This window comes from Collinsella sp. TM05-38 (assembly GCF_003466445.1).
Taxonomy (GTDB): domain Bacteria; phylum Actinomycetota; class Coriobacteriia; order Coriobacteriales; family Coriobacteriaceae; genus Collinsella.
The window spans coordinates 87,222-107,226 of sequence record NZ_QSPM01000004.1 but is presented as its reverse complement, the minus strand read 5'-3'; the positions used below and the strand labels follow the sequence as shown (position 1 = coordinate 107,226).

Below are 20,005 nucleotides of genomic sequence, written 5' to 3'. Positions count from 1 at the left end.
TTGACTGTGGCAGATTTCGAAGCTACTGATTTTGACTCGGTAAAGATCTCCCTTGCCTCCGCCGACCAGATCCGTTCCTGGTCGCACGGTGAGGTCAAGAAGCCGGAGACCATCAATTACCGTACCCTAAAGCCCGAGAAGGACGGCCTGTTCTGCGAGAAGATCTTCGGTCCTGCCAAGGACTGGGAGTGCTCCTGCGGCAAGTACAAGGGCATCCGCTTTAAGGGCATCGTCTGCGAGCGCTGCGGCGTCGAGGTCACCTCGGCCAAGGTGCGTCGCGACCGCATGGGCCACATCGAGCTCGCCGCTCCGGTGTCCCACATCTGGTACTTCAAGAGCCCCACGAGCTTCCCGATGAGCCGTATGCTCGACATCAAGTCCAAGGACCTCGAGAAGGTTCTGTACTTTGCCAGCTACATCATCACCGAGGTTGACTACGAGGCTCGCGAGGCCGACGCCGACGACCTGCGCGAGGAGCTCGCTGCCGATCTGGAAGAGATCGATGCCGAGTGCGCCCGCCAGATCGAGTCCCTCAAGGAGCAGGGCGACCCCGAGAACTTTGACGAGTTCTCCGATGAGGAACCGCTGACCCCCGAGGAGATCGCCTCTGGCATCGTCGACATCGAGGAAGAGTGCAAGGACGAGAAGCAGCTCCGCACGGACGCCTTCAACGCCTTCATGAAGCTCACCGAGCGCGACCTCATCTCCGATGAGCCGCTGTTCCGCGAGATGACCCGCTACTACTCCATGTACTTCAAGGGTGGCATGGGTGCCGAGGCCGTCCGCGACCTGCTCGCTGCCATCGACCTCCCCTCCGAGGCCGAGAAGCTCAAGGCCATCATCGCCGACGAGGACTCCCAGAAGCAGAAGCGCGAGAAGGCCGTCAAGCGCCTCGAGGTCGTTGACGCCTTCCTGAAGGGCGGCAACAGCCCCGCGAACATGATCCTGGACGTCATCCCGGTCATTCCGCCCGATCTGCGCCCGATGGTCCAGCTCGACGGCGGCCGCTTCGCTGCGTCCGACCTCAACGACCTGTATCGTCGCGTGATCAACCGTAACAACCGACTCAAGCGCCTGCTCGACCTGGACGCCCCCGCGATCATCGTGAACAACGAGAAGCGCATGCTCCAGGAGTCCGTGGACGCCCTGTTCGACAACGGCCGTCGTGGTCGCCCGGTCTCTGGCCGTGGCGGTCGCCCGCTCAAGTCGCTCGCCGAGGCCCTCAAGGGCAAGCAGGGTCGTTTCCGTCAGAACCTGCTGGGTAAGCGTGTCGACTACTCCGGCCGTTCGGTTATCGTTACCGACCCCAAGCTGCTGCTGCACCAGTGCGGTCTGCCTAAGACCATGGCGCTGGAGCTCTTCAAGCCCTTCGTAATGAAGCGCCTGGTCGAGCTCGGCAAGGTCGAGAACATCAAGGGCGCCAAGCGCGCTATCGACCGCGGTGCCACCTTTGTGTGGGACATCCTCGAAGAGGTCATCGACGGCCGCGTCGTGCTGCTCAACCGTGCACCGACTCTGCACCGTCTGTCCATCCAGGCCTTTGAGCCGGTGCTGGTCGAGGGCAAGGCTATCCACCTGCACCCGCTGGTCTGCTCGCCCTTCAACGCCGACTTTGACGGCGACCAGATGTCTGTCCACGTGCCGCTGTCCAGCCAGGCTCAGGCCGAGGCTCGCGTGCTCATGCTCTCTGCGAACAACCTGCGCTCGCCGGCATCCGGCAAGCCGGTCAACATTCCCTCGCAGGACATGATCATCGGTGTGTACTACCTCACCCAGGTTCGCGACGGCCTGCCGGGCGAGAACCACGTGTTCTCGAGCTTCGACGACGCGCTGCACGCCTATGACTGCCGCTCCGAGGTCGACATGCAGGCCAAGATTCAGGTCCGCGTGTCCGCCGAGAACGCCAACGTCATCAACGAGGACGGCACCCGTATCTTCCGCGTCAAGAACGGCAAGAACGAGTTCGTCGACTTCGACGTCACCGGCAACAAGACCGCGCGCTTCGAGACCTCTATCGGCCGCATCATCTTCAACCGCCAGTGCCTGCCCGAAGACTACGAGTTCATGAACTACAAGATGGTCAAGGGCGACGTGGCCAAGCTGGTTGCAGACTGCTGCGATCGCTACCCCGAGGCCAAGGTCGGTCCGATCCTCGACGCCATCAAGTACTCCGGCTTCCACTACGCTACCCGCGCCGGCCTCACCATCTCGGTGTGGGACGCTCTCATCCCTGCCGAGAAGCAGGAGCTGCTCGACCGCGCCCAGGCCAACGTCGACCAGATCAACGAGTACTTCGAGGAGGGCTTCATCAACGAGACGGAGCGCCACATCGAAGTCGTTAACGAGTGGACCGCTTGTACCGATAAGGTTGCAGCGCTCATGCTCGACATGTTCGACGAGGAGAACCCGCTGTACATGATGGCCGACTCCGGCGCCCGTGGTTCTAAGACCCAGCTGCGTCAGCTCGGCGGCATGCGTGGCCTGATGGCAGACATGTCCGGCGAGACGATCGACCTTCCCATTAAGGCGAACTTCCGCGAGGGCCTGCTGCCACTCGAGTACTTCATTTCGACTTACGGCGCCCGTAAGGGCCTGGTCGATACCGCATCCCACACCTCGGACTCTGGTTACCTGACCCGTCGTCTGGTCGACGTGGCCCAGGACGTCATCGTCCGCGAGGAGGACTGCGGTACGCACGAGGGCGTTACCTACAACCTCATCATCCCCGGCACCACCGACCTCAACACCGACCTCGTCGGCCGTTGCTTCATCCAGGACGTCGTGGCTCCCGATGGCACCGTGCTCTTTGAGCAGGACGGCTACATCGAGAAGGTTGCCGACATCCAGAAGATGGTCGATGCGGGCCTCAAGAAGGTCAAGCTCCGCGCGCTGCTCACCTGCCGCTCCAAGTACGGCGTGTGCCAGAAGTGCTACGGTTGGGATCTTTCCACCCGTCGTCCGGTCGCCATCGGTACTGCCGTCGGCATTATTGCCGCCCAGTCCATCGGCGAGCCCGGTACGCAGCTTACGATGCGTACCATTCACTCCGGCGGCGTCGCTGGCGTCGACGATATTACGCAGGGTCTGCCTACGGTCAGCCGTATGTTCGATATCGTCGGCAACGTCAACGAGAAGATTCTGGGTCGCGAGGCCGAGCTGGCTCCGTACTCCGGCCACCTCTCGATTAAGCCCGAGAAGTCCGAGTACGTGCTGACGCTCACCGACTCCGAGGATCACACCCGTGTCCTCGACGAGCGTCGTGTCCCCGCTTCGGTGCGCTTCATGCCCGAGATCGAGGACGGCTGCGAGGTTCGCGCTGGCGACCAGATCACCAAGGGCTTCGTTAACTTCCGCAACCTGCGCAAGCTGACCGACATCGAGTCGACGATGCACACCTTCGTCGAGAGCGTCAAGGACGTCTACACCAGCCAGGGCGTCGACCTGAACGACAAGCACATCGAGGTGCTCGCACGCCAGATGCTGCGTCGCGTTCAGATCACCAACCCCGGCGACTCCAAGTACCTGCTTGGTCAGTACGTCGACCGCTACGAGTTTGCCGACGAGGTCGAGCGCGTTGCCCGTCTGGGCGGTCAGGCTCCTGTGGCCGAGCCCGTCATCCTGGGTACGCTCAAGGTCGCGTCCAACATCGACTCCTGGCTGTCGAGCGCTTCGTTCATTCGTACCGCTGGCGTCCTTACCGAGGCTGCCATCGAGGGCAAGGTCGACCACCTGCTCGACCTTAAGTCCAACGTCATCGTCGGTAAGAAGATCCCGGCTGGTACCGGCCTCAAGCCGTACGCCAACGCCAAGCTGACGTATCGCACGGCCGACGGCTACGTGGACATCGACGGCCCGGCTTCGCCCAACGCCAAGTCGCTGCCCGAGTGGGCTCCTGTGGAGCTCAAGGACCTGGACGAGCAGCTCCCGCAGCAGCTCGACTGGGCCGGCTACGACGAGTTCGGTGGTGCTGACGGTTCGTTCACCCGCAACGGCCACACCATCTCCGCCGAGAAGGCTCGTCTGTACCTGTTCGACGATCTGGGCGTGTCGCAGCGCTGGACCAACAAGTTCAGCGAGGTTGGCATCGAGACGGTCGGCGACCTGGTTGGCAAGTCCGAGGAGGATCTGCTGCGCATCGATGGCATCGGCGCCAAGGCGATCGAGGAGCTCCGTGACGGCCTGGAGGCCCACGATCTGCTCTACATCCTCGAGAACAACGACGACGTTGCCGACGAGGAAGACCTCTCGCAGCTGCTGCAGATGGTCTTTAGCCCCGACGGTCCGGACGATATCCTGCTGGGTACCTCCGCTCCGACGCATCACGCCGACGCCGACGAGGAGCTCCTGGGCGCCCCGATCGACGACAAGAAGGCTCCCGCCAACGGCGCGATCAACGAGGACATGGCTTCCCTCGACGAGCTGCTCAACCAGCTCGTGGACACCGACGACGCCGAAGAGGCCAAGGACAACGACGAGGAGTAACTAGTTCCGCCGTTCTAACGAACGGCGGCGACCTCCGTCGCTGCGCGGCCCCCAGAGCTACAATCTGTCATTCAAAAGGCAGGGCATGACCAGAAGGTCAATGCCCTGCCTTTTTCATGCCACCTTGTACGCTCTGGGGGCCGCTCGCTTGCGTATGATCAACCTGTTGCGTTCCGTTGATCCCTTGCCAAAAAGGGACGGATTAATTTTGGTAGTTTTTCCTGCTTGAATTTGAAACATTCCGTTTGGTCAAAGCGTATCTATGGTGAGGGCCCCATCAAGAACCATCAATGTCACCGGGAGGTGATTATGGAAGAACAAGCATTTAGACAGGCGGTTGAAGATCACCGGGATGTCGTGTTTCGAATCGCATTGACGTACCTGCGCGATCGCGCCGATGCCGACGATGTTGCGCAAGACGTCTTTCTAAAGTTACTCAAAAGCGACACGCAATTTGAAAGCTGGGAACATCTTCGTCGATGGCTTATCCGGGTCACGATCAATGAATGCAAATCGCTCTTTCGAAAGCCATGGAGGCGTGTGGAGGATATTGAGAACCTGGCCGAGTCGCTTTCGACAGCGCAGGAGGAGACCAAGGCGGTCCTGTCAGACGTTATGCGGCTTCCGGAGCGATTCCGTGTTCCCATCGTGCTCTATTACTATCTGGGCTTCTCGACTTCAGAGATTGCCGAGTTGCTGCACGTACCAGCCGCGACCGTTCGAACGCGTTTAGCTCGCGGCAGATCGAAACTCAAGTTCATCCTAGAGGAGGGCGACCGTGAAATCCAACCAAATCAAGCAGGCCTTCGAGTCCGTCCAAGCCGATAGCGATCTTGCTGACCGTGTTCTTTATGCCGCTGCTGGTGAGCCGCTTCGCCGAAAGGGTCACGCGAAGCCTCTGTATGTTGCCGTGATCGGATGCCTTGCCGGAGTGCTGGCGACCGGAGGGGTCGCCTACGCCGTCGTCAATTCCAGTTATTTTGCCTCTGCCTGGGGAAACCATGGCAACGGAGAGTCCATTACCTGGACTCAAGGTGGCTCGTCGGGGACTAAATATACCTACACCAGAGAGTTTGGTGATGGTATCGCGCCCCAAAGCTTGGAGGGTTCAGTACAGAAGGTCAATCTGTCCGTCGAGGGCAACGGCTATACACTCGACATTCATGATATGGCTATCGATAAAAACGGTTGCGGTGCCGTGACGTTTACGTTGTCCAATCCAAATGGTGTTAACTACTACAAGCCGGCAGCAGAGACTGGCGAACTTGTTCTCTATGGTGAAGAAGAACAAGGCATCGGCACGCCCGACATGAAGTTCGGCGAGGAATGGGCTGACACACGCTGCACCATTGATAAGGACACATCAAGCGATACTGTCATTAATGGCACGATGTACTTTGCTTCTATGGATCGCGAGCGAGGTTTTCAACATGCGGTCACCTGGAATATCCAGTGGACCGAGGGCGAAGGTGAGAGTGCGAGGCAGTTTAAAGCATCGACGCCCGAGTTTAGCGTTGGAGCGTACGTCGATACAAAGGAACTCCGCTCCGGTGACTCGTCTCTCGAGATCAGTCCGTTTTCCATCCAGACGCACATCGATGATCTGGGCTATGAAGCAGTTGATCATAAACTGACCGTCACCTACAAGGATGGGTCAGAGCAGATTATCGAAGATGACGACGCAGGGGCGTACAATTTCTATGTTTCGATGGGACGCAATAGCGGAGAGAACATTTGGGTGCCAACGAAGTTGATTGATGTCGACCAAGTGGTTTCAGTAACGCTCGAAGGCACACGCTGCACTTCAACAGGGGGCGCCGAAACGTCGGAACCCTTTACCATCGTCTATTCGTAAGATTTGGGGCCGCTTTCTACTAGGGGAAGCGGCCTTCTTTGCGGTAAATGGGCGGTTAGACCGCACGATATTCGCCTGCATTCCTGAAGTATGCGGCAAAATCTTGATGGGTCGACCACACCGTATATGCTCAAGCGCTCTACCTGCGGGTTTATTATCGCAAAACCCCGGTGCGCTCGGCGGGTCCAGAATTTGCCGCATACTTCCGAAAGCGCCGCCGATTTCCATGCGACAGGTGAGAGCAGATCACCGTTGGAGCGCGACGTTTCCCCAGATAAAACCGACCAAAATAAACCTGTCCCTTTTTGGCAGGTAACGTTGCCCCGACGAGCACGTCGGATCCCCGGCCCGGGCGGCACAGGGGTTAAGTTTGTCGCGAGTTCCGCACGAGCCGGAGGCCACTTAATGTGGCCTCCGTGCGAGCCAGGACTGTAGAGCAGCAAACTTAACCCCTGTGCCGCCCGGGCCGGGGATCCGCCCCCGCGCACAGGAGGGGATTCCTTTTGTGTAGGCTTTGCGGAAATGTGCCAATTTTGGGATACGCCCGGCGGCGTGGTCTGTTGACGGCACAGCTAACGCCACGTATCCTATCGAACTGCGTGTTTCGTAGGGGGATGCTGACCCCTCGATTCAAGCCGTTGCACTTTACAGAAAGCTGGAATCATTCGAGAAGGAGTACGCTTTGCCTACTATTAACCAGCTGGTTCGCCAGGGCCGCCGTTCCGTGCCCAAGAAGTCCAAGAACGCTGCTCTGCAGCACAACTCCCAGAAGCGTGGCGTGTGCACCCGCGTCTTCACCACGAGCCCCAAGAAGCCGAACTCGGCTCTTCGTAAGGTTGCCCGTGTTCGCCTCGTCAACGGCATCGAAGTTACCGCTTACATCCCGGGTGAGGGCCACAACCTGCAGGAGCACTCCATCGTGCTCGTCCGTGGCGGTCGTGTCCGTGACCTCCCTGGTGTCCGTTATCACGTCATCCGTGGCGCCTATGACGCTGCTCCGGTCCAGAACCGTATGCAGGCCCGTTCCAAGTACGGTGCTAAGCGCCCCAAGGCCAAATAAGCCAGATAACGTTTTGATACTTTCGCCGTGTGCCGTCTTGAGCGCCACACGGTAGACACTTAAGGAGATTTCACATGCCGCGTCGTGCAGCAGCTAATCGTCGTGAGGTTCAGCCTGACGCCGTTTACAACAACCGCCTGGTGACTCAGCTCATCAACAAGGTCCTTCTTGACGGCAAGAAGGCCACCGCTGAGCGCATCGTTTACACCGCTTTCGAGATCGTTGCCGAGAAGTCCGAGGGCGGCGACGCTCTCGCTACCTTCAAGAAGGCTATGGACAATGTCAAGCCCACGCTCGAGGTTAAGCCCAAGCGTGTCGGTGGCGCTACCTATCAGGTCCCGATGGAGGTCAACTCCCGTCGTTCCACCGCTCTGGGTATCCGCTGGATCGTCAACTTCTCCCGCGCTCGCAAGGAGAAGACCATGGCCGAGCGTCTCGCCAACGAGATCCTCGACGCTTCCAACGGCCTGGGCGCTTCCGTCAAGAAGCGTGAGGACGTCTTCAAGATGGCCGAGGCCAACCGCGCGTTCTCTCACTATCGTTGGTAAGTTAAGGTAAGGAACTAACATGGCTAAGCCTAAGTACAAGCTTTCCGATACCCGTAACATCGGCATTATGGCCCACATCGATGCCGGTAAGACCACCACGACCGAGCGTATTCTTTACTACACCGGTAAGACCCACAAGATCGGTGAGGTCCATGAGGGCGCTGCCACCATGGACTGGATGGTTCAGGAGCAGGAGCGCGGCGTAACCATTACCTCCGCTGCTACCACCTGCTTCTGGAACAAGGACGGTAAGGACTACCGCATCCAGATCATCGACACCCCGGGCCACGTTGACTTCACCGCCGAGGTCGAGCGCTGCCTGCGCGTCCTCGATGGCGCTGTCGCCGTCTTCGACGCCGTTGCCGGCGTTCAGCCCCAGTCTGAGACCGTTTGGCGTCAGGCTTCTACCTTCAACGTCCCCCGCATCGCCTTCATCAACAAGTATGACCGCGTGGGCGCTGACTTCTTCAACGCTATCGAGACCATGAAGGATCGTCTCGACGCTAACGCCGTGGCCGCTCAGGTCCCGATGGGCGCCGAGGACAACTTCTGGGGCGTCATCGACCTGGTCACCATGACTGCTTGGGACTTCAAGGCCGACGAGAAGGGCATGACCTACCCCGAGCCGATGGACGAGATCCCGGCTGAGTTCGCTGACATCGTTGCCACCAAGCGCGAGGAGCTCCTCGACGCTGCTGCCAGCTTTGATGACGAGCTCATGGAGAAGATCCTCATGGAGGAGGACTTCACCGTCGAGGAGCTCAAGGCTGCTCTGCGCAAGGGCGTCCTGGCCAACGAGCTCAACCTCGTCTTCGTGGGCTCCGCCTACAAGAACAAGGGTGTTCAGGAGCTGCTCGACGCTGTTGTCGACTACCTGCCCAGCCCGCTCGACGTCGAGGCCATCACCGGTACCGATCCGGACACCGGCGAGGAGGTCGAGCGTCATCCTTCCTTCGACGAGCCCTTCTCCGGCCTGGTCTTCAAGATCATGACCGACCCGTTCGTCGGTAAGCTCACCTACGTCCGCGTTTACTCCGGTCGTGCTGAGTCCGGCTCCTACGTCATCAACGCTTCTAACGGTCAGCGCGAGCGCCTCGGCCGCATCCTCGAGATGAACGCTGCCGAGCGTATCGACCGTGATGACGCTGCCGCCGGCGACATCGTCGCTTGCGTCGGCTTCAAGAACTCCACCACCGGTGACACCCTGTGCGCCGAGGGCAAGGAGATCGTCCTCGAGAAGATCGAGTTCGCCAAGCCCGTTATCGACGTTGCCATTGAGCCCAAGTCCAAGGCCGAGCAGGACAAGATGTCTCTGGCTCTGACCAAGCTCGCCGAGGAGGACCCGACCTTTACGGTGTCCACCAACCACGAGACCGGTCAGACCATCATCGCCGGCATGGGCGAGCTGCACCTCGAGATCATCGTCGACCGTCTGCTCCGCGAGTTCAAGGTTGACGCTAACGTTGGTAAGCCCCAGGTTGCCTACCGCGAGACCGCTGGTCACGACGTCGAGAAGGCTGAGGGCAAGTTCGTCCGTCAGTCCGGTGGTCGCGGTCAGTACGGCCATGCCGTCATCAAGCTCGAGAAGATGGAGGAGGGCTTCGGCTACGAGTTCGTCAACGCTATCGTCGGCGGTGTCGTGCCCAAGGAGTACATCCCGTCCATCGACAAGGGCATCCAGGAGGCCCTGAACACCGGTGTTATCGCCGGCTTCCCGGTCCTCGACGTTAAGGTCACCCTGTTCGACGGTTCTTACCACGAGGTCGACTCCTCCGAGGCCGCCTTCAAGATCGCCGGTTCCATGGCTATCAAGGACGCTCTCAAGAAGTCTGACCCGCAGCTGCTCGAGCCGATCATGGCTGTCGAGGTCGAGACCCCCGAGCAGTACATGGGCGACGTTATGGGCAACCTCTCCGGTCGCCGCGGCAAGATCGAGGGCATGGAAGATCGCAAGAACAGCAAGCTCATCCGTGCCAAGGTGCCGCTGGGCGAGATGTTCGGTTACGCTACCGACCTTCGCTCCCAGACCCAGGGCCGTGCATCCTACACGATGCAGTTCGACTCTTATGAGCCCGCGCCCAAGTCCATCGTGGACGAGGTCATGAGCAAGAACGCCTAAGTTCGAGCTCCCTGTTACGTAATCCGCGAGAACATCTCTCGCACTCTTTGGAGGTTTAAGTTGGCTACCCAGAAGATCCGCATTCGCCTCAAGGGCTATGATCACGAGGTCGTCGATCAGTCCGCGAAGCTCATCGTCGAGACCGCTCAGAAGACCGGTGCTCGCGTTTCCGGTCCTGTCCCCCTGCCCACCGAGCGCAACCTGTACACGGTCATCCGCTCGCCGCACGTGAACAAGGACTCCCGTGAGCAGTTCGAGATGCGCACTCACAAGCGCCTCATCGACATCCTCGACCCCACCTCGGGCACCGTTGATTCGCTCATGCGTCTCGACCTTCCCGCTGGTGTCGATATCGACATCAAGCTCTAAGCTTTTTGCTCGATCGCACGATTGATAAGGCCGCAGCCCTTTGGGTTGCGGCCTTTTTGTATCGATGCTGTAAAGGGTCTACACTACTGAGCTATTCGACAAACGGGTGTATGAGTAACGCTGTTGGGGGCAGGTAAAGATGGTCGAGTGGATTGTTAAACGAGCACAAGGTGACCGGGCGCGCGTGGGCACGTTGACGGGCGTGGTGTGCATTATCGCCAATGTGGCACTTTGTGCTGCGAAGGGTGCCATCGGTGTGATTTCGGGTTCGGTTTCGATTGTGGCGGACGCTATGAACAACCTGTCCGACGCCAGCTCAAACATCGTGAGCGTGCTTGGCTTTAAGCTGGCGAGTAAGCCGGCGGACCCTGAGCATCCTTACGGACATGGACGCTACGAGTATCTCTCGGGCCTGGTCGTGGCGGCGCTCGTGCTGCTCATCGGCCTTGAGCTAATCAAATCCTCGGTTGAACGCATCATCCATCCCGAGCCTGTTGAGTTCTCGCTTGCCCTGGTTGCGGTCCTGCTGCTTTCGATGGTCGTTAAGCTGTGGATGGCGGCCCTCAACCAAAAGCTCGGCGACCGTATTGAGTCCGAGACGCTGCATGCGACGGCTCAGGATTCCAAGAACGATGTTCTTGCCACGGGTGCTGTGCTGGCATGTGCGATTGTTTCTCAGGTGACGCATGTCAATCTTGATGCCTGGGTCGGCCTTGCCGTTGGCGCCTATATTGGCTGGAGCGGCTTTGAGCTTATCCAAGATACGGTGAGCCCGCTTTTGGGCCAAGCACCCGACCCCAAACTGGTCAAGCATATCCGTGGCAAGATCATGAGTTATCCCGGTGTTTTGGGCGTGCATGACCTGATGGTTCACGATTACGGTCCGGGCAGGAAGTTTGCGAGCGCCCATGCCGAGATGGCAGCTGAGGTCAGTCCACTAGAGAGCCACGACACGCTCGATAACATCGAACAGTCGTTTAAGGACGAAGACGGCATGATCGTCACGCTCCATTACGACCCCATCGTGACCGACGACCCCAAGGTGGCGAGCATGCGTTTGTGCATTAACGCTATGGCTCAACAGATCGATAGCCGCCTTTCGATTCACGACTTGCGCTGCGTGCCGGGCCCTACGCACACCAACGTGATCTTTGACTGTGTGCGTCCCTCGGATCTGCAGATGAGTGCCGAAGACGTAAAGCACACGCTGGCCCAGAGGGTCGAATCCGAATATCCTAAGTCGATTGCCAAGATTACGATTGACGAAGACTACGTAGGCCATGCCCACGAGTAGGGCTGTGTCGGCAAAGTAATGTATGCAGAAGGGGAGAACATGAAGAGGCTGTATCTGCTCCGCCATGGCCAGACGGAATTCAACGTCAAAAAGCTGGTCCAGGGCCGCTGCGATTCACCGTTGACCGACCTAGGCCGCAAACAAGCGGGAATGGCGGCCGCATGGCTCAAGGGCCACGACGTCGTCCCCGACAAAGTGGTCTCATCGCCCTTAGGCCGAGCTATGGACACGGCAAGTCTCGTCGCAACCGAGCTCCTCGGCCCGGACGCAGCCGTCGAACCCTGCGAAGGCATCATCGAGCGCAGCTACGGTACCTTCGAAGAAGGCCCTCACGACGCCCTGCCCACCGACGTCTGGGACCCCGGCGAGGATTTGGTCCCATTTGGCGGAGAAGGAAGCCATGCCCTGCAGGAGCGCATGGTAAGTACCCTCGCTTACCTCATGAGCGCCGAAGACGTTGAAACTCTCCTAGCAGTAAGTCACGGCAGCGCCAGCCGCCAATTCATCAAGGCTGCAGCCCCAGAGGGCTTCGAGCTCCCAACAAAACTCCCCAACTGTGCCATCATGATCTTCGATTTCGATGAGGCGAAGCCACAAGCAGAAGGCGAGCCAATGCAATGCAAGTTCACCCTCCAGCAAATAGTGGACCCCCAACAAGGTAATTAGCTGAGCGAGCAGGGTTAAGCAGACATCAACGTGTCGTCTCCCGAGCTTTGGCGGAGGGGCGGCGAAATATATTAAGTTTGTCGCGAGTTCCGCACGCAAAGGAAAGCACTTAATGTGCTTTCCGTCTTGCGCAGGACTGTAGAGCAGCAAACTTAATATATTTCGCCGCCCCTCCGCCAAAGCCCAGGCGATTCCACGCACTTTACCTGCGTAAACAATGTGAGTGAAATATGAATCTCGATGGATACGCCCGCAGCCGTGTATACTAAACAGCTGTGTGAAACCAGGGGAGTATTTTGGCTGGACAAAATGCCTGCTTAATAGGGTTGTCAGGTAGTTCGGGCACAATACAAGGCTGGGGAGCACGTCGTGTAAGTAGTGGTCCTCTAGGGGCGTACGCTCGGTGGTGTACGCATTGTCCCAAGACCACGCGAGAGTTGGGATCATATCTTGATCAGCATGATTCTCGGCCGCAAGATTGGCATGACCCAGGTTTGGGACGAGAACGACAACGTCGTTCCCGTCACGGTCATCCAGGCTGGCCCCTGCGCTGTCTCGCAGGTTAAAACTCAGGCAACCGACGGCTATGACGCCGTCCAGATCGGTTTCGGCGACATCAAGGCCAAGAACGTGAACAAGCCCATGGCTGGTCACTTCGCCAAGGCTGGCGTCGAGCCTGTCCGCTTCCTTCGTGAGGTCCGCGTCGAGAACGGCGAGGAGCACAAGGTCGGCGAGGTCGTTACCGTCGCTGATTTCGCTGATGTCGAGAAGGTCGACGTCATCGGCACCTCCAAGGGTAAGGGCTTCCAGGGTCGCATCAAGCGCTGGGGTCAGCGCCGCGGTCCTATGACGCATGGTTCTCACTTCCAGCGTCACCCCGGTTCTATCGGTCAGTGCGCCTATCCTGCGCGCGTCCTCAAGGGCGTCAAGATGGCCGGTCACATGGGTAACGAGCGCGTTACCGTCAAGAACCTTTCCGTTGTCCGCATCGATGCCGAGCAGAACCTCATCTTGGTCAAGGGCGCTGTCCCGGGTGCCAAGAATGGTCTCGTCGCCATCCGTATGGCCTAAGGGCCCAGCCCATTTAGCCCAGCGTCATACCAAGGAGAACACTTAAATGGCAAAGTTTGAAGTAAAGAACAGCGAGGGCAAGAAGGTCGCCGAGGCCGAGCTCGCCGCTGAGGTGTACGGCATCGAGCCGAACATCCACGTTATGCACCACATCGTCAAGTGCCAGATGGCCTCTTGGCGTCAGGGCACCCAGTCTGCTAAGGGTCGCTCTGAGGTTTCCGGTGGCGGCAAGAAGCCTTGGCGTCAGAAGGGTACTGGCCGTGCCCGCCAGGGTTCCATCCGTGCTGCCCAGTGGCGTCACGGTGGCGTCGTCTTCGCCCCCAAGCCCCGTTCCTACGCTAAGCGTATGAACAACAAGGAGGTCAAGCTGGCTATGCGCTCCGCGCTGTCCGCCAAGCTGGCCGATGGCGAGCTCGTGCTCGTCGACGACTACGGCTTCGAGAAGCCTTCCACCAAGGCTGCCGTCGCCATGCTCAAGGCTCTCGGCCTTGAGGGCAAGCGTCTGACCATCATCGTTCGCGATGAGGACGTCAACGCCTACCTGTCGTTCCGCAACATTCCCAAGACGTTCATCATCACCGCCGACGAGGCCAACACCTACGACCTCGTCAACAACAACGCCGTGCTGATGCCCGCCGACATCGCCGCTCACTTCGGGGAGGTGCTTGCATAAATGACCGCCCACGAGATCATCATCCGTCCGATCGTGTCCGAGCGTTCCTTCTCCGGCATGGAGCAGAACAAGTACACGTTCGAGGTCGCCAAGGATGCTAACAAGTATCAGATCAAGGACGCTGTCGAGGAGATCTTCGGCGTCAAGGTCGTTCGCGTGAACACCCTGACGGTCAAGCCCAAGACCAAGCGTGTGCGCTATGTCGCCGGCAAGACCCGTTCTTGGAAGAAGGCCATCGTCACGCTGGCCGAGGGCGACACCATCGAGGTCTTTGGCAACCAGGCCTAAGACTCGCTGCTGTTGAGTGAGCTCATGCCTCCCAAATAGGGGAGGCGAGAGCTCAAGGTTTTGGGTGTATAAAATGGACACGCCCGGAACCGTGTATACGTCCGGTGTCATCGCACCCGAGGCAGAACCTCGAATCCCTGTCTGCGATGGCTAACGGATTCCTATTGAAAGGGATTGTAATGGCTGTAAAGCACCTTAAGCCGACCTCCGCTGGTAGGCGTTGGCAGACGATCTCCGACTTCTCCGAGATCACCTGCACCAAGCCCGAGAAGTCTCTTCTCGAGCCCCTGCCCAAGAAGGCCGGTCGTAACAACAACGGCCGCATCACCACCCGCCACCAGGGCGGCGGCGTGAAGCGTCGTTACCGCGTGATCGACTTCAAGCGCAACAAGGACGGCGTGCCCGCCAAGGTTGCCACGATCGAGTACGATCCGAACCGTTCCGCTCGCATCGCTCTGCTGCACTACGCTGACGGTGAGAAGCGCTACATCCTGGCCCCCAAGGGCCTCGAGGTCGGTCAGACCATCATGTCCGGTTCTGACGCCGACATCAAGCCGGGCAACGCTCTGCCCCTCGCCGACATCCCCGTCGGTACGCTCATCCACGCCGTCGAGTTCCAGCCGGGCAAGGGCGCTGCTATCGCCCGTTCCGCCGGTAACTCCTGCCAGCTGATGGGTAAGGAGGGCAAGTACGCTATCGTCCGTATGCCTTCCTCCGAGATGCGCCGCATCCTCGTTACCTGCCGCGCCACCGTCGGTGAGGTCGGCAACGCCGATCACGCCAACATCGTCATCGGCAAGGCCGGCCGTAAGCGTCACATGAACGTGCGCCCGACCGTCCGCGGTACCGTCATGAACCCTGTCGACCACCCGCACGGCGGTGGCGAGGGCAAGAACCACACCTCTGGTCGTCCCTCTGTTACCCCCTGGGGTAAGCCGACGAAGGGCCTTCGTACGCGCAAGAAGAAGAAGGTCTCGAACCAGCACATCATTCGTCGCCGTAAGAAGTAATTTCGGATACCGAGTTTTAGGAGAAAGCACTTATGAGCAGAAGTCTCAAAAAGGGCCCGTTCGTGGAGACTCGCCTTCTCTCGCGTATCACCGCGATGAACGAGGCTGGCAAGAAGGACGTCGTGAAGACCTGGTCCCGCGCGTCCACCATCTTCCCCGAGATGGTTGGTCACACCATCGCCGTCCACGACGGCCGCAAGCATGTGCCCGTGTATGTTACCGAGTCCATGGTTGGTCACAAGCTCGGCGAGTTCGCGCCGACTCGTACGTTCCGTGGCCACAAGGCCAAATAGGGGGTTAACCGTAAATGGCAACTAAGTCTATTGAAACTGAGGCCACCGAGGTTCGCGCCGTCGCTAAGTACGTGCGTGTTTCCCCCAGCAAGGCCCGCCTGGTGGTCGATTTGATCCGCCGCAAGCCTGTCGCTCAGGCCTTCGACATCCTCCACTTCTGCGACCGCGCCGTCGCCGTGGATGTCGAGAAGGTTCTCCGTTCCGCCGTTGCGAACGCCGAGAACAACAACGGTCTGCGTGCCGACAACCTGGTTGTCGCCGCTGCCTATGTTGACGAGGGTCCGACGCTTAAGCGCATCCGTCCCCGCGCCAAGGGTTCCGCTTCTCGTATTCTGAAGCGTACTTCCCACATCACCGTCGTCGTTGCTCCTCGAAAGGAGGCGTAAAGCTGTATGGGTCAGAAAGTCTACCCCACCGGCTTCCGTCTTGGCATTACCGAGAACTGGCGCTCCCGCTGGTTCGCAGAGAAGGATTACGCTAAGACCCTCGGTAACGATCTCGAGATCCGCAAGTACCTCGAGAAGCGTCTTTCCCGCGCAGCTGTCTCCCGCGTCGAGATCGAGCGCGCTGGCGACAAGGTGAAGGTCATCATCCTCACCGCTCGCCCCGGCGTTGTCATCGGTAAGAAGGGTGCCGAGATCGATACCCTCCGCACCGAGCTCGAGAAGGTCGCTGGCGTCTCCAAGGGCCAGCTCTCCGTCGACGTTGTCGAGATCAAGCGCCCCGAGCTCGACGCCAACCTCGTTGCTCAGTCTATCGCCGAGCAGCTCGAGGGCCGCGTTGCCTTCCGTCGCGCTATGCGCAAGGCTGTCCAGTCCGCGCGCAAGGCCGGCGCCAAGGGCATCCGTATCCAGTGCTCCGGTCGTCTCGGCGGTGCCGAGATGGGTCGTCGTGAGTGGTACCGTGAGGGTCGCGTGCCTCTGCACACCCTCCGTGCCAAGATTGACTACGGCACGGCTGTCGCCAGCACCACCATGGGCGCTTGCGGCGTGAAGGTCTGGATCTACCTGGGCGAGAAGCTCCCGGGCCAGCCTGTTCCCAACCCTGCACTCGAGGGCTCTTCCCGTCCTCGTCGTCGTAACTCCGAGAGGAGGGGTCAGTAGTGCTTGCCCCTAAGCGTATTCTTCACCGCAAGGTGCAGCGTGGCTCCATGAAGGGCCAGGCCAAGGGTAATACCGAGCTGCATTTCGGCGAGTTTGGTATCCAGGCTCTCGAGGCCCATTGGATTACCAACCGTCAGATCGAGGCCGCTCGTATTGCCATGACCCGCTACATGAAGCGTGGCGGTCGTGTCTACATCACGATCTTCCCCGATAAGCCCATCACCAAGAAGCCTGCGGAGACCCGCATGGGCTCCGGTAAGGGTAACCCCGAGGAGTGGGTGGCCGTCGTCAAGCCCGGCCGCATTATGTTCGAGGTCAAGGGCGTGCCCGAGGAGGTCGCTCGCGAGGCTCTGCGTCTGGCGCAGCACAAGCTCCCCATCAAGACCAAGATCGTCGCTAAGCCTGCCGCTAAAGAGACGGCCGAGGAGGAGAACTAATGAAGCCCGCAGAGATTCGTGAGCTCTCGGACGCTCAGCTCGTTGAGAAGCTGAAGGAAATGCGCGCCGAGCTCTTTAACCTTCGTTTCCAGATGGCCACCAGCCAGCTGGACAACACCGCTCGCGTTAACACCGTGAAGAAGGACATTGCTCGTGTCCTCACGGAGCAGCGTGCCCGCGAGATCGCAGCGGAGAAGTCCGCTGTCGCCGAGTAGGACCTAAGGAGAGAACATGACTGATTCGCGTAACACGCGTAAGGTCCGTACGGGTGTCGTTACCTCTGTCTCCGGTGCCAAGACCATCGTCGTCACCATCACCGAGCGCAAGCGTCACCCCAAGTACGGCAAGATGATGACCACCTCCAAGAAGCTGCACGCTCATGACGAGGAGTGCACGGCTGGCGTGGGCGACACCGTCCGCGTTATGGAGACCCGTCCTATGTCCAAGATGAAGCGTTGGCGCCTCATCGAGGTCGTCGAGCGCGCAAAATAAGCAGTCGCTCTTACGACTTGTACGTTTCCGAAGATGTGCGTATGCCTGGCTTGCATACCACGGGCCGTATAAAGGCTGCGCACCTCTCTTCGGTTCTTAGTTCGGAGGAACATCTACCATGATTCAGATGCAAACCATGCTGAACGTCGCCGACAACTCCGGCGCTCGCAAGATTCGCTGCATCAAGGTGCTTGGCGGTTCCAAGCGTCGTTATGCAGGCATCGGCGATGTGTTCATCGGTGCTGTCCAGGAGGCTACCCCTGGCGCCAACGTCAAGAAGAAGGACGTTGTCCGTTGCGTCGTCGTTCGCACCGTTAAGGAGATCCGCCGCAAGGATGGCTCCTACATTCGCTTTGATGACAACGCCTGCGTCGTCATCAACAACGATGGTTCGCCCGTCGGCACCCGTATCTTCGGGCCCGTCGCTCGCGAGCTTCGTGACAAGAAGTACATGAAGATCGTCTCGCTCGCTCCCGAGACCCTGTAGTTAGGGGAGATATATGTATATCAAGAAGGGCGATAAGGTCCAGGTTCTCTCTGGTAAGGATCGCGGCAAGCAGGGCGTTATCCTGCGTGCTCTCCCCGCCGAGAACAAGGTCGTTGTCGAGGGCGTTTCGGTCGTTAAGAAGGCCGTCAAGCCCAACGCTGCCAACCAGCAGGGCGGCATCGTTTCGCAGGAGGCTCCCATCGACGCCTCCAACGTCAATCTCGTTTGCCCCGAGTGTGGTAAGGTTACCCGCGTCGGTCACGAGAAGGACGGCAAGAACAAGCTGCGCGTCTGCAAGAAGTGCGGCCACAAGTTCTAAGCTGCCCGCAACATCAAGTTGCTAGCAAAGGCCCGGATGCCCCACGGCACCCGGGCCTTTTTCTATCCCCACTCATTGGGGACATACTTAAATGAGTTACTCATTGGGGACAGACTTACATGAGTACCCTAACTGGGTAAGCATAAATGAGCGGGTCGTGCTGTATAAATTGCTTGTGTGCGCGTTTATGCGCGTTAGATTGCGTTTAATTACGCACCTATGCGTATATATGTGCCGTTTACGGGGCAATAATGACCGTTTAGCGGTGAGATACGCAAAAACGCGCACAGACGCGCGTGTTTGTGCGAATATAGAGCTGTCAGAAATGCAAGACGTTCTATGACACAGGAGACACATAATGGCAGATTCTAAGCAGGCTCCACTCGACGCCGCGGCAGCCGCCAAAGCAGCATTTGCTTCGGTCCAGGACAAGCCGTTCCCTAACGACATCTTTACGGCTCCCGAGCTCCGTTGGGCTGTGATCGGTTGCGGCGTTATTGCCAACCAGATGGCTCAGTCCCTTGCCCTGGCCGGCCGCAAGCTTACGGGCGTTGCCAACCGCACGCTCACCAAGGCTCAGACTTTTGCCGACCAGTACGGCGTCGAGAAGGTCTATGACACGGTTGAGGATCTCTACGCCGATCCTGACATCGACGCCGTCTACATCACCACCCCGCACAACACCCATATCACCTATCTGCGCGCCGCCCTGGCGGCCGGCAAGCACGTTCTCTGCGAGAAGGCCATCACGCTCAACTCCGCCGAGCTCGATGAGGCCCGCGCCATTGCCGCCGAACACAACGTGGTCCTTATGGACGCTACCACGGTGCTCCACATGCCTTTGTATCAAGAGCTGCGCCGCCGCATGGATGCCGGCGAGTTTGGCCGCATGAACCTCGCTCAGCTCAACTTTGGTAGCTACAAGGAGTACGGCGATCTGACCAACCGTTTCTACAACCGCAACCTCGCCGGCGGTGCCATGCTCGATATTGGCGTATACGCCCTGTCCGTCATGCGCCTGTTTATGGCGAGCCAGCCCGTCGAGGTCGTGTCTCTGGGTAACACCTGCGAGACCGGCGTGGACGTTGCAGGCGGCATCGTCTGCCGCAATGCCGAGCAGCAGCTGGGCGTCGTGAGCCTTACGCTCCACTCCAAACAGCCAAAGCGCTCGGTTATCAGCTTTGACAATTGCTATGTCGAGGTCAACGAGTATCCGCGCGCCGATCACGCGACGATCGTTTGGACCGCGGACGGTCGTCGCGAGGAGGTCGCCGCGGGCACCGAGGCTTATGCCCTGTGCTACGAGATGGCTGACCTCGAGCAGGCCGTCGCCGGCGACGATTCCAAGCGTGAGCTTCTGGATTATGCTTCTGATGTGATGGAGCTCATGACCAAGCTCCGCGCCGATTGGGGAGTCGTCTACCCCGAGGAGGAGTAAG

22 protein-coding genes are annotated in these 20,005 nt (G+C 59.3%); all 22 read left to right on the top strand.

Annotated features, from left to right (window positions below; all coding sequences use genetic code 11):
- The first annotated feature begins 6 nt into the window (after nucleotides 1–6).
- The 22 genes from DXD49_RS03210 (at nucleotide 7) to DXD49_RS03105 (ending at nucleotide 20,004) form a co-directional block, all read left to right on the top strand.
- Nucleotides 7–4,482, top strand: a complete 4,476-nt coding sequence (locus DXD49_RS03210; RefSeq protein WP_199568944.1) for a DNA-directed RNA polymerase subunit beta' — start codon at nucleotides 7–9, stop codon at nucleotides 4,480–4,482.
- A gap of 309 nt (nucleotides 4,483–4,791) precedes the next feature.
- Nucleotides 4,792–5,310 carry an RNA polymerase sigma factor gene (locus tag DXD49_RS03205; RefSeq protein ID WP_233505178.1) on the top strand — a complete coding sequence of 173 codons (519 nt, stop codon included), beginning with the start codon at nucleotides 4,792–4,794 and terminating at the stop codon, nucleotides 5,308–5,310.
- Nucleotides 5,261–6,337: a DUF4179 domain-containing protein gene (locus tag DXD49_RS03200; protein WP_117794179.1), complete on the top strand. Its 1,077-nt coding sequence runs from the start codon at nucleotides 5,261–5,263 to the stop codon at nucleotides 6,335–6,337. Before DXD49_RS03205 ends, DXD49_RS03200 begins: the two co-directional genes overlap by 50 nt.
- A 682-nt stretch (nucleotides 6,338–7,019) precedes the next feature.
- The gene (gene rpsL, locus DXD49_RS03195) at nucleotides 7,020–7,397 is read left to right on the top strand and encodes a 30S ribosomal protein S12 (RefSeq protein ID WP_006235012.1); all 378 of its coding nucleotides are present in this window, start codon (nucleotides 7,020–7,022) and stop codon (nucleotides 7,395–7,397) included.
- Between the two features lie 74 nt (nucleotides 7,398–7,471).
- Entirely contained in the window at nucleotides 7,472–7,945 is a 474-nt protein-coding gene (gene rpsG, locus DXD49_RS03190) for a 30S ribosomal protein S7 (RefSeq protein WP_006235013.1), read from the top strand.
- 19 nt (nucleotides 7,946–7,964) lie between these two features.
- Entirely contained in the window at nucleotides 7,965–10,064 is a 2,100-nt protein-coding gene (fusA, locus tag DXD49_RS03185) for an elongation factor G (RefSeq protein WP_117734326.1), read from the top strand.
- A 60-nt stretch (nucleotides 10,065–10,124) separates the two neighbouring features.
- A complete protein-coding gene (gene rpsJ, locus DXD49_RS03180) occupies nucleotides 10,125–10,433 on the top strand; it encodes a 30S ribosomal protein S10 (protein WP_022094184.1) in 309 nt (102 codons plus the stop codon).
- Nucleotides 10,434–10,572: 139 nt separating this feature from the next.
- Nucleotides 10,573–11,727 carry a cation diffusion facilitator family transporter gene (locus DXD49_RS03175; RefSeq protein WP_117734327.1) on the top strand — a complete coding sequence of 385 codons (1,155 nt, stop codon included), beginning with the start codon at nucleotides 10,573–10,575 and terminating at the stop codon, nucleotides 11,725–11,727.
- A 39-nt stretch (nucleotides 11,728–11,766) separates the two neighbouring features.
- Entirely contained in the window at nucleotides 11,767–12,393 is a 627-nt protein-coding gene (locus DXD49_RS03170; protein ID WP_158557547.1) for a histidine phosphatase family protein, read from the top strand.
- 450 nt (nucleotides 12,394–12,843) lie between these two features.
- A complete protein-coding gene (gene rplC / locus DXD49_RS03165) occupies nucleotides 12,844–13,464 on the top strand; it encodes a 50S ribosomal protein L3 (protein WP_089572481.1) in 621 nt (206 codons plus the stop codon).
- 46 nt (nucleotides 13,465–13,510) lie between these two features.
- Complete coding sequence (gene rplD, locus DXD49_RS03160; RefSeq protein WP_006235032.1) at nucleotides 13,511–14,137, top strand: 50S ribosomal protein L4; 627 nt, start codon at nucleotides 13,511–13,513, stop codon at nucleotides 14,135–14,137.
- Nucleotides 14,138–14,425: a 50S ribosomal protein L23 gene (gene rplW, locus DXD49_RS03155; RefSeq protein ID WP_006235033.1), complete on the top strand. Its 288-nt coding sequence runs from the start codon at nucleotides 14,138–14,140 to the stop codon at nucleotides 14,423–14,425.
- Between the two features lie 179 nt (nucleotides 14,426–14,604).
- Nucleotides 14,605–15,435, top strand: coding sequence for a 50S ribosomal protein L2 (rplB, locus tag DXD49_RS03150; protein WP_055250219.1), 831 nt, complete (start codon nucleotides 14,605–14,607; stop codon nucleotides 15,433–15,435).
- A 32-nt stretch (nucleotides 15,436–15,467) separates the two neighbouring features.
- A complete protein-coding gene (gene rpsS, locus DXD49_RS03145) occupies nucleotides 15,468–15,728 on the top strand; it encodes a 30S ribosomal protein S19 (RefSeq protein ID WP_006235035.1) in 261 nt (86 codons plus the stop codon).
- 14 nt (nucleotides 15,729–15,742) lie between these two features.
- Nucleotides 15,743–16,114 carry a 50S ribosomal protein L22 gene (gene rplV / locus DXD49_RS03140; RefSeq protein WP_006235036.1) on the top strand — a complete coding sequence of 124 codons (372 nt, stop codon included), beginning with the start codon at nucleotides 15,743–15,745 and terminating at the stop codon, nucleotides 16,112–16,114.
- Between the two features lie 6 nt (nucleotides 16,115–16,120).
- Nucleotides 16,121–16,831, top strand: coding sequence for a 30S ribosomal protein S3 (rpsC, locus tag DXD49_RS03135; RefSeq protein ID WP_006235037.1), 711 nt, complete (start codon nucleotides 16,121–16,123; stop codon nucleotides 16,829–16,831).
- A complete protein-coding gene (gene rplP, locus DXD49_RS03130; RefSeq protein WP_117734329.1) occupies nucleotides 16,831–17,268 on the top strand; it encodes a 50S ribosomal protein L16 in 438 nt (145 codons plus the stop codon). Before rpsC ends, rplP begins: the two co-directional genes overlap by 1 nt.
- Nucleotides 17,268–17,483 (top strand): 50S ribosomal protein L29, encoded by a 216-nt coding sequence (gene rpmC / locus DXD49_RS03125; RefSeq protein ID WP_006235039.1) that lies wholly within the window; start codon nucleotides 17,268–17,270, stop codon nucleotides 17,481–17,483. The genes rplP and rpmC overlap by 1 nt, the downstream gene beginning before the upstream one ends.
- Before the next feature lie 16 nt (nucleotides 17,484–17,499).
- The gene (gene rpsQ / locus DXD49_RS03120) at nucleotides 17,500–17,760 is read left to right on the top strand and encodes a 30S ribosomal protein S17 (RefSeq protein WP_117734330.1); all 261 of its coding nucleotides are present in this window, start codon (nucleotides 17,500–17,502) and stop codon (nucleotides 17,758–17,760) included.
- Between the two features lie 118 nt (nucleotides 17,761–17,878).
- Nucleotides 17,879–18,247, top strand: coding sequence for a 50S ribosomal protein L14 (gene rplN / locus DXD49_RS03115; protein WP_117734331.1), 369 nt, complete (start codon nucleotides 17,879–17,881; stop codon nucleotides 18,245–18,247).
- Between the two features lie 13 nt (nucleotides 18,248–18,260).
- Nucleotides 18,261–18,566 carry a 50S ribosomal protein L24 gene (gene rplX, locus DXD49_RS03110; protein WP_099432059.1) on the top strand — a complete coding sequence of 102 codons (306 nt, stop codon included), beginning with the start codon at nucleotides 18,261–18,263 and terminating at the stop codon, nucleotides 18,564–18,566.
- 358 nt (nucleotides 18,567–18,924) lie between these two features.
- Nucleotides 18,925–20,004, top strand: a complete 1,080-nt coding sequence (locus DXD49_RS03105) for a Gfo/Idh/MocA family protein (RefSeq protein ID WP_117743068.1) — start codon at nucleotides 18,925–18,927, stop codon at nucleotides 20,002–20,004.
- The last annotated feature ends 1 nt before the right edge of the window (nucleotide 20,005 follow it).